The organism is Paenalcaligenes sp. GW821-LYS-B07-1 (assembly GCF_058803365.1).
The window spans coordinates 1529680-1544019 of record NZ_CM179516.1 but is presented as its reverse complement, the minus strand read 5'-3'; the positions used below and the strand labels follow the sequence as shown (position 1 = coordinate 1544019).

At 50.2% G+C, this 14340-nt stretch carries 13 protein-coding genes and 1 pseudogene; 6 read left to right on the top strand and 8 right to left on the bottom strand.

All coding sequences use genetic code 11. The features are described from left to right. On the bottom strand, window positions 1-723 hold the full coding sequence (arsH, locus tag AC3QL0_RS07335; RefSeq protein WP_493010954.1) for an arsenical resistance protein ArsH: 723 nt from the start codon (window positions 721-723) through the stop codon (window positions 1-3). An 81-nt stretch (window positions 724-804) separates the two neighbouring features. Continuing rightward, window positions 805-1143 (bottom strand): annotated as a pseudogene (arsC, locus tag AC3QL0_RS07330) (arsenate reductase (glutaredoxin)); the annotation flags it as partial. Window positions 1144-1209: 66 nt separating this feature from the next. Between arsC and AC3QL0_RS07325 the strand changes: the two are divergent. Further along, window positions 1210-1539, top strand: coding sequence for an ArsR/SmtB family transcription factor (locus AC3QL0_RS07325; RefSeq protein ID WP_493010749.1), 330 nt, complete (start codon window positions 1210-1212; stop codon window positions 1537-1539). 148 nt (window positions 1540-1687) lie between these two features. Here AC3QL0_RS07325 and rlmD read toward each other — a convergent pair whose 3' ends face one another. The 4 genes from rlmD to surE form a co-directional block, all read right to left on the bottom strand. Beyond that, window positions 1688-3040 (bottom strand): 23S rRNA (uracil(1939)-C(5))-methyltransferase RlmD, encoded by a 1353-nt coding sequence (gene rlmD / locus AC3QL0_RS07320; protein WP_493010748.1) that lies wholly within the window; start codon window positions 3038-3040, stop codon window positions 1688-1690. Window positions 3041-3123: 83 nt separating this feature from the next. After that, window positions 3124-3966, bottom strand: coding sequence for a peptidoglycan DD-metalloendopeptidase family protein (locus AC3QL0_RS07315; protein WP_493010747.1), 843 nt, complete (start codon window positions 3964-3966; stop codon window positions 3124-3126). 18 nt (window positions 3967-3984) lie between these two features. Then, window positions 3985-4809, bottom strand: coding sequence for a protein-L-isoaspartate(D-aspartate) O-methyltransferase (locus tag AC3QL0_RS07310; RefSeq protein ID WP_493010746.1), 825 nt, complete (start codon window positions 4807-4809; stop codon window positions 3985-3987). Beyond that, window positions 4790-5548, bottom strand: a complete 759-nt coding sequence (surE, locus tag AC3QL0_RS07305) for a 5'/3'-nucleotidase SurE (RefSeq protein WP_493010745.1) — start codon at window positions 5546-5548, stop codon at window positions 4790-4792. Before surE ends, AC3QL0_RS07310 begins: the two co-directional genes overlap by 20 nt. Before the next feature lie 124 nt (window positions 5549-5672). On the opposite strand from surE, the gene plsY reads away from it, so the two are divergent. Continuing rightward, entirely contained in the window at window positions 5673-6299 is a 627-nt protein-coding gene (gene plsY / locus AC3QL0_RS07300) for a glycerol-3-phosphate 1-O-acyltransferase PlsY (protein WP_493010744.1), read from the top strand. 210 nt (window positions 6300-6509) lie between these two features. On the opposite strand, the gene tsaD is transcribed toward plsY, so the two are convergent. After that, a complete protein-coding gene (tsaD, locus tag AC3QL0_RS07295) occupies window positions 6510-7553 on the bottom strand; it encodes a tRNA (adenosine(37)-N6)-threonylcarbamoyltransferase complex transferase subunit TsaD (protein WP_493010743.1) in 1044 nt (347 codons plus the stop codon). Window positions 7554-7743: 190 nt separating this feature from the next. On the opposite strand from tsaD, the gene AC3QL0_RS07290 reads away from it, so the two are divergent. Both AC3QL0_RS07290 and trxA read left to right on the top strand, forming a co-directional pair. After that, window positions 7744-9030, top strand: a complete 1287-nt coding sequence (locus AC3QL0_RS07290) for an NCS2 family permease (RefSeq protein ID WP_430219610.1) — start codon at window positions 7744-7746, stop codon at window positions 9028-9030. 155 nt (window positions 9031-9185) lie between these two features. Continuing rightward, a complete protein-coding gene (gene trxA, locus AC3QL0_RS07285; RefSeq protein ID WP_135861521.1) occupies window positions 9186-9563 on the top strand; it encodes a thioredoxin in 378 nt (125 codons plus the stop codon). Between the two features lie 323 nt (window positions 9564-9886). Here trxA and AC3QL0_RS07280 read toward each other — a convergent pair whose 3' ends face one another. Further along, window positions 9887-10342, bottom strand: a complete 456-nt coding sequence (locus tag AC3QL0_RS07280) for a MarR family winged helix-turn-helix transcriptional regulator (protein ID WP_430223427.1) — start codon at window positions 10340-10342, stop codon at window positions 9887-9889. Between the two features lie 179 nt (window positions 10343-10521). Here AC3QL0_RS07280 and AC3QL0_RS07275 point away from each other — a divergent pair, with 179 nt between their 5' ends. Both AC3QL0_RS07275 and AC3QL0_RS07270 read left to right on the top strand, forming a co-directional pair. Continuing rightward, window positions 10522-12723 (top strand): thiamine pyrophosphate-dependent enzyme, encoded by a 2202-nt coding sequence (locus AC3QL0_RS07275; protein ID WP_493010742.1) that lies wholly within the window; start codon window positions 10522-10524, stop codon window positions 12721-12723. A 20-nt stretch (window positions 12724-12743) separates the two neighbouring features. Continuing rightward, complete coding sequence (locus AC3QL0_RS07270) at window positions 12744-14255, top strand: indolepyruvate oxidoreductase subunit beta family protein (protein ID WP_493010741.1); 1512 nt, start codon at window positions 12744-12746, stop codon at window positions 14253-14255. Window positions 14256-14340 lie beyond the last annotated feature (85 nt).

Below are 14340 nucleotides of genomic sequence, written 5' to 3'. Positions count from 1 at the left end.
TTAAATAGAACGTTGATTGACTCTAGCGCTTAGAGCTTCAGCACTTTCTTTGCGCTCACTATAACGATCAACCAAATACCCCCCTACATCGCGTGTTAGCAGTGTAAATTTCACTAGCTCTTCGACGACATCCACAATACGATCGTAATAAGCCGACGGTTTCATACGCCCATCCTCTTCAAACTCCAAATACGCTTTGGCCACAGAAGACTGATTTGGAATAGTCAGCATGCGCATCCAACGCCCTAACACCCGCATCTGATTCACTGCATTAAAGGATTGCGACCCTCCTGAAACCTGCATCACCGCCAATGTTTTGCCTTGTGTAGGTCGCACTGCACCTTCAGATAGCGGAATCCAATCTATTTGTGTTTTCATCACTCCTGTCATAGCCCCGTGTCGTTCAGGCGAACACCAAATCATTCCCTCTGCCCACTGCGCTAACGATCGTAGTTCTTGCACTTTAGGGTGTTGTTCCGAACTGTCATCCACCAGCGGTAACCCTTTGGGGTTAAAAACACGTACGTCAGCGCCAAGTGCCTGCAACAAACGTGCGCTTTCTTCTATCACGAAGCGGCTATATGAGCGCTCTCGCAATGAACCATAAAGTAGTAAAAAGCGTGGTGCGTGTGTCTTTCGTTGTGTTGGCTGCAATAACCGCTGTAAATCAGGTGCGTCAAACAGTTCTGGTATGACTTGCGAGGGCAAAACTGCAGCACTCACACGTTGGCCAGCATCATTGACCACTACCTCACCATCTTCTTTACTAAACGCCCCAATCTGCGGATCTGGCAAAATATCCAGAACGGTTTCTGAAGGTCGGCACAACTTAACCCCTACAGGGGTTACCACGATCGGCCTATTGATCAAGATAGGATGCTCCAGCATCACATCGAGTAACTGATCATCATTCAACGCAGCATGCTCTAGCCCTAAATCTACATAAGGGGCCGTGTTGGTACGCAACAGGTCACGAACACTATTGCCCATTTTTTCTATAAGCTCCTGCAACTCTGCTTTGCTAGGCGTATTCACCAAATACTCAATGACACGAGGCTCGTGCCCACTATTGCGAATTAGTCCCAATACGTTGCGTGACGTTCCGCAATTAGGGTTGTGATAGATGGTGATGGTAGTATCCATGAGTAGATCAGATTCCGTATTAACGATATCATTACAATAGTTCAACTATAATTGAATAGTCAATTTATGGACACCAAAACAGCCGTACAAATGTTCGATTCCCTGGCCTCAGAAGTCAGGTTAGATGTATTTAAGCTACTCGTGAAGTTTGGCGAAGATGGCTTGGTCGCAGGCGATATTGCTAGTACTTTGCAAATCCCCTCTACCAACTTGTCATTTCACCTCAAAGCCCTTGCCCATGCAGGCCTGATTACAGCCACCCAAGAGGGGCGCTACCAGCGCTATAGAGCGAACCTGACCGAAATGATGGGGTTAGTGAACTTCTTGATGGCAGAGTGCTGCGCACAACAGCAAGACGGCTGTAGCACAGTGGAGTGCAACCTCATTAGCAAATAGCTAGACTTACTGCCCACTCAACTACACGGTGGACTGCATCGCTACACTACGCAGTAAACGCCGCAGCAACACATACCATAATGGCTACTGTGAGAAGCTCAACAGTAGCCATTTTATCCGCCTACACAACAACACAATGATCGTGCTGTTACGCCTCTACGGTGCTTTGTACTGCGCCGGCTGAAACCGGCTCAAACACAGCAATAGACTCTACGTGCGCGGTGTGTGGGAACATGTTCAATACGCCCGCGTTCAGCAAACGGTAACCGCCCTCTTTCAACAAGATACCAGCATCACGCGCCAAGGTTGCGGGGTTACAGGATACGTACACAATGCGTTTAGGCTTTTCGTGCTCGCTTAACTCGCTTAGCGCTTGCGCTACAGCTTGTGCACCATCACGTGGGGGATCAATCAATATGCGATCAAAATAGCCCAACTGACGCAGCCATGATACGTCTACCTCAAACAAGTTCAAGGTCATAAAACTGGCTTTATCTTGCAGGCCATGTAAAGCCGCTGCTTCACCCGCACGCTTGGTCAAGGTAGAGCTACCTTCAATACCCACCACCGAAGACGCCACACGCGCCAACGGCAAACTGAAGTTACCCAGACCACAGAACAAGTCAGCCACACGCTCGCCTTGTTTAATCTGTAGCAAGTTTAGTGCCAAACGGATCAAACTACGGTTAATGCTAGGGTTCACCTGCGTGAAATCAATAGGCTTAAACGGCATGCGCAGATCGTAATCTGGCAGATCGTAATACAAGCTATCTTCGTCTTCGCGCTCTAATGGGTGCATGGTTTCTGGCCCTTTGGGTTGCAACCACCAGCTCACGTTATAGCGTGCAGCAAATTCTCGTAATTTCTGTATATCGCTGTCTTGCAACGGCTCAATATGACGCAATGCCAAAGACAAGCAATCTTCACCCACCGACACTTCGATTTGCGGGATACGGTGAGGGATAGACATGCCGCTAATCAGTTCGCGCAGCGGCAATAACAATGCCGACACCTGCGGAGGCAAGATGTGGCAATCGGCCATATCTACAACGTAATGGCTGCCTTTCTCACGAAAACCCACCAACGCTGTGCCTTTTTTCATCACATTGCGCACGGACAAACGGGCACGATGACGATAGTGCCAGTACGGGCCATGCATAGGTGCCAAGTAGCTTTCAGCTTTGACACCACCGATATGGCTCAGCGCATCTTCCAACACACGCTGTTTAACCGCTACCTGCGCCGATGGCTCTAGATGTTGCATGGCACAGCCACCACACACACCAAAGCTAGGACAGGGAGGCGTTTGGCGTTGGGGAGACTGCGTCAACAGCTGCACCACGCGAGCTTTGTCATAGGATGATTTGCTGCGTACGTTTTCCACTAACGCGCGTTCACCTGGCAATACACCATCTACAAATACCACTTTTCCATCGTAGTGGCCTACACCACGTCCCTCTATATCGAGAGACTCTATTTCCAACTCGTATGCTGTTGTCATGAGGATGTCTAAATTAAAAATGCGCTGCCTGTATGAACAAGCAACGCATTCGTTCACGTTATGCCATTCGGCTGAAAATCATATCAGCGTGCGGGCAGATATGCCAGTGGATTGACTGGAGTACCTCTGCGGCGAATCTCGAAGTGCAAGCGTGGGGACGTTGTATCACTTTCACCCAGCGATGCAATAGTTTGGCCTTTTTTCACTTCATCGCCAGTTTTTACGGACAACTTGTCGTTGTGCGCATAGGCAGTAATGAAGCCATTGCTATGACCCAACAAGATCAGGTTACCCAAGCCACGTACACCATTACCAGCGTACATCACTTTACCATCTGCAGCAGCACGAATAGGATCACCAATAGCACCAGACAGATCTATACCTTTGGTTGCAGTCGTAAAGGACTGAATCACAGGGCCATTAGCAGGCCATGCCCACGAGATTAAGTTAGCATCGCTAGCACGCTGTACTGTGCCCGTGGCAGCTGGTGTAGTCGTGGTACCGCTAGTTGGTGGCACTTGCTCTGGTTGAGCAGGCGCTTTAGTAGGAGGTGGAGTTACTGGAGTGGTGACAGCTACTTGTGTAACGCCCTCGCCCAATTGCAATACTTGACCCACACGCAACTGCGAAGGATCAGTAATGTTGTTGATACGGCTCAAATTAGACACGCTCATCCCATGAGCTTGTGCAATTTTATAGAGCGTATCGCCGGCTCTTACTTGATACGTACCACCAGCATTTTGTGCAGTTTGCGTGGTGCCAGTAGGACCGCCAGCGGAACCATCTACTATAGGCGCTTTATCCATTCTGGAAGCACAACCCGCTAACACTACTGATAGCAAGACTACGCTTACTACACTACGGCTTGCCGACTTGCTCAAGCCATTTTCAGCAACGGCCATCAACCTACCGCCTGAATGCTGCATATCCCTCTCCTGAGTTTTTTAAAGCTGAGTACCGGCACGTAACGGCACAAAACGCACGGATTCTAACTCCTTACGTTGCCACGTTGTCATACTGGTACGCTCAATCAATACCAATCGTTGTGAGGCAGAGCCTTCTGGGGCGATCAAACGCCCTCCCACGGCCAACTGTTCCAGTAAAGCCTGAGGAATTTTCAGTCCGGCAGCTGCCACAATAATTCCATCAAACGGCGCGGCATGGGGCACGCCCAGCATACCGTCCGCAAAGTTCAATCTTACGCGGCTTGTTAAGCCTAAATCACGCATTTTAATACGAGCAAGATCGTATAGTCCCTGTATTCGTTCTATGGCATACACTTCATTTGCCAAGTGTGCGAGCACAGCCGTCTGATAGCCGCAGCCAGCACCCACTTCCAGAACTTTGGTAGGAACGCGCACCTCACATAAGGTGGCAATCATACGTGCCACCACCCAAGGTTGCGAGATAGTTTGCGCATAACCTATAGGTAGAGCATCTTCTTCATAAGCTCGACTTGCCAAGCCTTCATCAACGAACAAATGTCGTGGTACAGCCATCATGGCTTGCAGCACACGCTCGTCTTTTATGCCCTGCCTGCGCAAACGTTCGATCATCATGCCACGCGAACGCTCTGAGTTCAAACCCAGATTTACATTCCTTGCCACTGTTTCTATAGGTGTGCTGAGTGGCACACGTAACTGGCCTGGTTGGATGACCTTTGCATTACTGTTCGAGGTAGTTAAGCCCTTACCTAGTCTGGAACGTCCAAACCTATTGGTGGTGCCGTCTGCCCACGAAAATCTGTTGTTATTGGGATTCTTGCTCATCGCTCACCCAACGTTTCATGGCTTCGATGCTGTCATAACTGGTCAGATCGAAACGTAATGGTGTCAATGACACAGCTAGATCAGCTACTGCACCAAAGTCAGTATCGCTAGCTGAGTCACGGATTTTACCTACTGGCCCAATCCAGTACACCGGCTCACCATAAGGTGTAGCGCTTTTGATCACAGGCTCTGAAGGATGGCGCTTACCCAAGCGAGTAACACGTATACCTTTTAAGGCCTCGTAAGGCACATTAGGAATATTCACGTTCAATAACGTACCTGCTGCCAACGGTTGTTTCGCGACTTTTTCTACTACATCACGAGCAACGCGCGCGGCACTATCCAAGTGTTGCCACCCTTTTTCAATCAGTGAAAAAGCGATAGACGGGATACCAAACAAGTGACCTTCCATTGCGGCAGCAACCGTACCTGAGTACAGGGTATCGTCACCCATATTGGCACCGTTATTAATGCCAGATACGATTAAGTCAGGTTTGAAATCCAATAAGCCTGTTAGCGCGACATGCACGCTATCTGACGGAGTACCATTGACATAGTAAAAGCCGTTGGAGGCTTGGCGCACAAACAGTGGCCTATTTAGAGTCAACGCATTAGACGATGCGCTGCAGTTGGTTTCTGGTGCCACCACCACCAGTTCTCCCAAGTTTTTCAGGGCCGCATATAAAGCCTCAATGCCTTCTGCGTTATACCCATCATCGTTGGAAATTAGTATTTTCATCGTTCAACCCGAAAAACAGAGTGAGGCACAGCTCACATTGTACCTGCTGCTTTGGTTTTTTATCATCAAGCCAGTAGAATCACCATTTTAGTATTTTCTTCTTCAACCATTTCCCAAAACAACCATGTTACCCAGCGTTATTCTGACCGCTCTTATCGCCTATCTTCTGGGCTCACTGCCTTTTGCTGTGATTGTCAGCAAGTTCATGGGGCTGGCGGATCCGCGCAGCTTCGGCTCCGGAAACCCAGGAGCGACCAACGTTTTACGTACGGGAAATAAGAAAGCCGCAATATACACCTTGTTGGGTGACATGCTGAAAGGCGTAGTAGCTGTGCTTCTGGCTCAGTATGCCGTGCGTCACTGGGGACTGTCTACCGGCTTGCCAGGCATTGCCGCACTGGCTGCTTTCTTGGGACATATTTTCCCTTGCACCCTGAGATTCAAAGGCGGCAAAGGGGTTGCCACGGCACTGGGCGTGCTGTTGGCGTTGAACATTTGGTTGGGATTGCTCACGGCAGCCACATGGTTAGTGGTGTTTTACGCCAGCCGTTATTCGTCGTTATCTGCCCTGACCGCTGCTGTACTTAGCCCCATGTATTACTTCCTAGGGGCAGGCACTTTATGGCCACTGAATGGCGTGATCGCACTGTGCTTAATTTTAATTTGCGCATTGTTGCTCTGGCGTCACAGTGCCAACATCCGCAGACTGATTCAGGGCACTGAACCTAAAGTGGGTCAGAAGAAAGAGTAGAAGGTCTAAGCACATTCAATTCCCTTGTCGCTTCCAGTCTTAGGCAGAGGGAACAAGTACGTCTGTGACAAATAAAAGGGGCTGTAAACCTAACTCATTCAGACCAACCGGGGGACGGAGAGGAAACTTTTTTGATTTGGTGTCTCAAATCACAAAAAGTATTCCTGCAGTCCCCTGCGCGTGCGATGAATCCCACAGCAGCGCTACACCTTAGTACAGCTCGCCCGCCTTACTTAACTCCCAACGCGGTCGCACCGTAAAGCCAGGCTTTTTCAGGTTCTCAGGCAACAAGCCCGCATTCGCTCGCATTGCTGCAGCAAACGCAATCATTGCACCGTTATCCGTACACAACGCCACGGGCGGAAAGAACACCTCAGCTTTGAGCTTGGCGGCTTGTGTCAGCAAACGGTGACGCAACGGCAAGTTAGCCCCCACGCCCCCTGCCACCACCAAGCGCTTCAAGCCGGTTTCTTTTAAGGCGCGTATCGCTTTTGCGGCCAACACATCCACAATAGCAGCCTCAGTGCCAGCGGCCAGATTGGCCAACTGTTCTTCCGGCACCTCGTCATACTGTGCTTTCAGTTCTTTCATCTTGAGCAGTACGGCTGTTTTCAGACCGCTAAAGCTGAAATCTAAATCTTTGCTATGTAACATAGGGCGCGGTAACACGACAGCATCAGCATTGCCTTTTTGTGCCATGTTGGACAAGGCTGGGCCGCCTGGATACCCCAAGCCCATTAGCTTCGCACTTTTATCAAACGCCTCACCGGCGGCGTCATCCAGTGTTTCGCCTAATAATTCGTATTGGCCTACGCCATCCACTCGCATCAACTGCGTGTGGCCGCCTGATACCAGCAGCGCCACAAAGGGGAAGTCAGGTCTAGGTTCAGCCAGCAACGGTGATAACAAGTGACCTTCTAAGTGGTGCACAGGAATAGCAGGCAAATCTAGCGCCCACGCTAAGGATCGCGCCACACTGGCACCCACCAACAACGCACCCGCCAAGCCAGGCCCTGCGGTGTACGCCACGGCATCAATATCCGATAAGCTCAAGCCCGTTTGGTCCAACACTTCTTGTGTGAGCGGTAGCGCACGGCGAATGTGGTCTCTAGAGGCGAGCTCAGGCACCACGCCACCGTAATGTTGGTGCATGGCGATTTGGCTGTGCAGCGCATGGCCCAGCAGCCCTTTTTCTGTGCAGACTATTGCGACGCCCGTTTCATCGCAAGAGCTTTCATAACCAAGTATTTTCATAGCCCTCTATTGTACTGCGAAAGCACACCACCCCGCTAAGCTTCTCTATTGAGGCACATAAGCCTTATCAGCATCCCCACATGATGATATACCCTGCATTCCCCACCACAATGCAGCCAAAAGGTCTAAAATCTGCCTCGCAGCAAATTGCTCAAGCGCAACACACATTTTTATTTCACAGGGGAGCCTTATGTTTGAACAGCTATTCAAACTAAGAGAGCACGGAACCAATATCAGAACAGAAATACTGGCAGGGGTGACTACCTTCCTGACCATGTCATACATCATTTTTGTGAACCCGGAGATTCTGTCCTCCACCGGCATGGACCGCAATGCTATTTTCGTGGCGACTTGTGTGGCCGCCATTATTGGTTCGCTGATTATGGCTTTTGTCGCCAACTGGCCTATCGGTATGGCGCCGGGCATGGGGCTAAACGCCTTCTTTGCCTTCACTATTGTCGGTACGCTAGGCTTTACGTGGCAACAAGCACTTGGGGCCGTATTTATATCGGGGATTATCTTCCTGATTCTGACGGTATCCGGCATACGTAGCTGGATTGTAGATGGCATCCCCCGTTCCTTACGCTCTGCCATTGTGGCTGGTATTGGTTTGTTCTTGGGCTTGATTGCATTGTCCAACGCCCAAATCGTGGTTGCCAACCCAGCCACCAAAGTAGGCTTGGGTAGCTTGACTGAACCTGCTGCACTGTACGCCATTTTGGGCTTTTTCATCATTGCTGCATTGGATGCCCTGAAAGTACGCGGCGCTATCTTGATCGGTATTTTGGTGATTACGCTGTTGTCCATCCAGTTAGGTCACAGTGAATTTCATGGCCTGATGTCCTTGCCACCCAGCATTGCTCCTACCTTCCTGCAACTAGACATCATGGGCGCACTGTCCATGGGTGTGGTGCACGTGATTCTGGTGTTGGTGTTGGTAGAGATTTTTGATGCTACCGGTACCATGATTGGTGTAGCCAAACGCGCCAACCTAATCCAAGAAGGCAAACCTAACCGTTTGAATCGTGCTTTGCTGGCTGACAGTACCGCAATTGTGGCTGGTTCCATGATCGGCACCAGCAGTACAACGGCTTACGTAGAAAGCGCCTCTGGCGTGCAGGCTGGCGGTCGTACAGGTTTGACCGCCTTGGTGATTGCCGCCATGTTCTTGCTGGCGCTCTTCTTCTCACCACTGGCTGGCGTCGTACCTGCTTATGCTACTGCCCCTGCATTGTTGTATGTCGCATGCTTAATGCTGCGTGAGCTGGGCGATATTGAATGGAATGACGTCACCGAAGCCGCTCCAGCCGCACTGACTGCTCTGGCAATGCCCTTTACATATTCCATTGCAAACGGTCTAGCATTCGGCTTTATCAGCTACGTAGTGATCAAGGCTGTCACCGGTAAATTCCGTGACATGCACCCTGCTACCATCATCGTAGCGGCCTTGTTTATCGCGAAATACACCTTCGAATAAGTCCTTTATTCTCCGGTCTCCAACGGCAACAGAAGCTAATATTCTGTTGCCGTTTTTGTAACTGCAGGGCGTTGCAATAGCACTTAAACGCGCTACACTGGAACCTTACTCACTGTCCCAGCGACTGTTTGCTCTCATTTTAGAAGGTCCGGCTCATGAGCACTGTAGAACTCACGCAAAACACGTTTCAATCCAGCATCGAAGGCGAAAAGCCACTAATTATCGATTTCTGGGCGCCATGGTGTGGCCCTTGCCGCCAATTTGGCCCAACCTTTGAAAAGGTGTCCGAAAAACACGATGATATCGTTTTTGCCAAAGTAAACACCGAAGAAGAGCAAGAACTGGCTGCTGCACTGCGCATTCGTTCTATTCCTACCATCATGGTATTTCGTGAACGCGTACTGCTGTTCTCCCACTCTGGTGCTCTGTCTGAGTCACAATTGGAAGAACTGGTTTCTCAGGTTAAAGCCGTAGACATGCAGCAAGTGCATGCTGAAATTGCCGAACAGCAAAAACAGGCTCCTGAAGCCTAATCATGCTTGAAAACCGCTTGGATGATTTCAAGCGGTTTCAGACTCTCCCTACTCCCTATTTCCCTTTAGTAGCGCAGAAGCGTAGCTATAGTCGTGCGTGGTCGCTTTCTTTGGCTTTGCTTTAGCGGTTACCGCAAGGTTTTTCTATTTCTATCGCAGATCAGTGGGATCGCTCAGACTCGTCATTGTCGAGCGGAAGAAAGGACTGTGAACCTGCCAGGTTCAGAGATATCAGGGGGACGGAGAGGAAACTTTTTTGATTTGGTGTCTCAAATCACAAAAAGCTTTCCTGCAGTTCCCCGGCGTGTGCTATGAATACCGCATCAATCATCATTACGCGTTTCCGCAATCAAGCTACGCAACGTGTCTTTGAGCATATCTATATCTAAAGGCTGCAAACGTCGAATCACTTCAGACTCGTGGTGCTTAGCCTCTTGAATCAAGCCCGAAATCAACACCTGCCCTTCCTCGGTAATTTCCACCAATGTGACACGCCTATCGCCCGAATGCGGCACACGGCATATGTAGCCCGCCCCCACCATCTTATCTACCACGCGCGTGACTGTAGGCTGCTTACTAGTCGCAATACGCGCCAAATGCCCCACGCTCACCACACCAGCTCCTGACAACGTCGACAGCACGCGCCATTCGGTAATGGATAGGCCTTTTTTCAGTACGACTTGGTGAAACTCTGTTGAGATAATCAAACTCGCTTGCGCCAGCAAGGCGGGTAAATAGTCATCAACGAACACAAATTTATCGGTTGTAGAGGCGGTCATTACGTGGCCAATAGAGTCTAAAAGTTTGCCTAATATACCAAACTTTGCTTGCCGCACCGCGGTATGCCGTTTTCCTTATCAGGGAAAACCATCACAAATAATATATTGAGAACTAAACATATTCATATGAAAATAATAATATTCCAATATACAAAAAGCAGTAGCACTAGGAGGACACAATGGCAGAGCGTTCATTTGTCAAAGAGGTTGAGCTGTTACGTTTAGGCGCAGGCGATGTGTTTAGCGGCGAAGGCATTCTTGCCGTTACCAAAGCACTATTAGAGTCTGGTGTCTCGTACGTGGCCGGTTATCAAGGCGCACCCATTTCCCATTTAATGGATGTGTTGGCAGATGCCCAAGATATCCTCACGGAAAACGGCATACGTTTTGAGAACAGCGCCAGTGAAGCCACTGCTGCTGCGTCCTTAGCCGCCTCTGTAAACTACCCATTGCGCGGTGCAGTCACGTTTAAAGCCACTGTAGGTACTAACGTAGCCTCTGACGCCTTAGCTAACTTAGCTTCTGGTGGTGTAAAAGGTGGCGCGTTGATCATCGTGGGTGAAGACTACGGTGAAGGCTCTTCTATTATGCAAGAGCGTAGCCACGCCTTTGCGATGAAATCGCAGATGTGGATGCTAGACCCGCGCCCTAACCTACCCTGTATTGTGCAAGCAGTAAAAGATGGCTTTGATCTGTCTGAGGCCAGCAATACACCAGTGATGCTGCAATTGCGCATACGTGCTTGTCACGTACACGGCCAATTTGTTGCCTCTGATAATAAACGCGCCAAATTTTCGCTTAAAGAAGCTATGGAAAACCCACAACGCGACTTGGATCGCATTGTGCTGCCTCCTGCTAGCTTTTTGCATGAAAAAGAGAAAATCGAACAGCGCTGGCCTGCTGCGGTGCAGTTCATTGAATCGCGCCAGCTTAATGAATTCTTCGGTGACAACCACGACGATATAGGGTTGATCGTTCAGGGCGGTGGCTACAACAACGTTATACGCGCGCTAGAACACTTGGATCTAGCTGATGTGTTTGGCGAATCCAAGATTCCTATGTACGTGATGAACGTGGCCTATCCACTGATAGAGTCCGAAATCATGCGCTTCTGTGAGGGCAAACGAGCCGTTCTGGTGTTAGAGGAAGGCCAACCTAACTTCGTAGAACAAAACATCTCGGCTATTTTGCGTAAAGCCAAAAGCACAACCGAGCTGCATGGCAAAGATTTTCTGCCTATGGCTGGCGAGTACAACACCCTCACCATGCTGAAAGGCCTACGCGCTTACTTAGAACACTATGGCCGTATTGAGCCACAACCTGCTCGTAAGCCACGCGTTATTCCGCTCAAAGAAGAAAGCGTACAACAGCAACCTGCTACTACGCCTGCTGTGGCCGCCGAAGTGCTGCCCGCGGGTTCGTTGAATGACAACGTGCACGGTAGACCACCAGGTTTTTGTACTGGTTGCCCAGAGCGCCCTATTTTCACGGCGATGAAACTTGTAGAGCGTGAACTAGGCCCCCACCACGTAAGTGCCGATATTGGCTGTCACTTGTTCTCTATTCTGCCGCCTTTCCATCTGGGTAATACCACCATGGGCTACGGATTGGGTGGCGCAGGTGCAGCCGCCTTAAACACCAGCGCCAGCAACAAGCGTGCTATTTCCGTCATGGGTGATGGTGGTTTCTGGCACAACGGTTTGACTAGTGGTGTGGCGAATGCGGTGTTCAACAAGAGCGATAACCTCACCATCATTATCGACAACAACTACACCTCGGCTACCGGCGGGCAAGATATCTTGTCATCGCGTGCACAGAACATCACTCGTAGTACCAACCACCCTATTGAAAAAGCCGTTAAAGGTGTAGGTGTGGAGTGGATGCGTACCATCCGTCGCACCTATGACCTTAAAGCGATGACGGAAACACTGCGCGACGCCTTAACCACAGAAGAAAAAGGCCCCAAAGTACTGATTGCACAAAGTGAGTGCATGCTGAATCGACAACGTCGTGAGCGCGGCCAAGTACGTAAAGCCTTGTCGGACGGCCAACGTGTAGTGCGTGAACGCTTTGGCGTGGATTCTGATACCTGCACAGGCGACCACTCTTGTATACGCTTGTCTGGCTGCCCTTCCTTATCCATTCGTCCTAACCCAGATGCACTGCGTTCTGACCCTGTGGCTACCGTGATGAACAGTTGCGTGGGCTGCGGCCTGTGCGGCGAAGTATCGCATGCCGCCATTTTGTGTCCGTCGTTCTACCGCGCACAAATCATTCACAACCCTACCGGCTGGGATCGCTGGCGCGAAAAAGTGCGCCGCGGAGTCATTGGTTGGTTCCAGCGCCGTAGCGCCGCTAAGCGTGAACGCTACGCATTCTGAACATTAGGGAATAAAGAATCATGCAAGTCAAACCCATAAAAATTGCTATTTTGGCGATGGGCGGTGAAGGTGGCGGCGTGTTGGCCGATTGGGTAGTCAGCCTAGGCGAACACAATGGCTATTTTGCACAAACCACGTCGGTACCAGGCGTAGCCCAACGTACAGGCGCCACTATCTACTATGTAGAGCTGTTTCCTATTAGTGCTGCGCCACAAGACAAAAAACCGGTGCTGTCGCTCATGCCTATGCCCGGCGACGTGGATATAGTCTTGGCCTCTGAGTTGATGGAAGCTGGTCGTGCGGTACAACGCGGTATTGTGACCGATGACCGTACCACGTTGATTGCATCCACACACCGCGTGTACTCCATTGCTGAAAAAACAGCCATGGGAGACGGCCGTGTAGACAGTGATGCACTGATTCAACACGCCAAGAAGGCAGCCAAACGCTTTATCCATTTCAATATGGCCAAAGCCGCAGAAGATGCTGGCAGCGTGATCAGCGCCGTAATGTTTGGTGCTTTGTCTGCCGCAGGTGTACTACCCTTTAGCCGCGAACAGTTTGAACAGACTATTGAGCGCGGTGGCGTAGGCGTCAAACCTAGCTTGCGTGCCTTTGATGCGGCGTACAGCCGCGTTAATGCTGCACAAGAAGAAAGCTCCGACGACGACAAACCTGCTCTACCCGACCCCGCCACAGTCAACCCCAAACACCCACGTGTGGCCATGCTGGTAGAACGCATTCGTCAGACCTTCCCTGCCAATACCCAGCCCATTATTCTGGAAGGCACACGACGACTCATCGACTTCCAAGACGTGGAGTACGGTGAACTGTATGTAGACAGGCTGGCCGCATTGCAACAGAACATGCGTGCAGACGATCACTTGCTATTGAGTGAGGCCGCTCGTTACCTAGCTCTATGGATGTCTTTTGAAGACGCCATACGTGTTGCTGAACTCAAAACCCGTGCCACACGCTTTGAGCGCGTCAGCCAAGAGGTACAGCTTGAGTCCGGCCAAATCTTGGCCATCAACGAATACATGCATCCTCGTGTAGAAGAAATTAGTGAGATTTTACCCTGCAAAGGTCTTGCCCGTTGGCTGTTAAACAGTAAGTCCTGGGGACACCGCTTTCTGCGTAGCATGACCGGTAAAGGCAGAATCGTCCAAACCAGCTCGTTACGTGGCTTCTTGTTGCTGAACACCTTAAGCGGCATGAAACGCTGGCGTCGCAAAACCTTGCGCTACGAAGCGGAACAACTGCGCATTGAAGAATGGCTGCAACGTATTGCTAAACAAGCCTCTAATCACCCTGCTTTGGCACTGGAAATTACCCGTACACAACGCTTGGTGAAAGGCTATGGCGACACCCATCAGCGAGGCTTACGCAACTTTTCGGCCTTGATGCAAATTTTGGATCAACACGCTGATCGCGTTTCGCCTGAGATGCTGCATGCCCTACGTGACGCTGCTCTTGCTGATGAGCATGGGAAGAAACTAGACGAAACTAGACAGGCGTACGCCTTAGTTTAAGCACTTTATGTGAGCAATTATGGTAAGTCGGTGTCAGATACTTTACTACTAAACAATATAGTGTAGAATGTAATTTGACTACGTG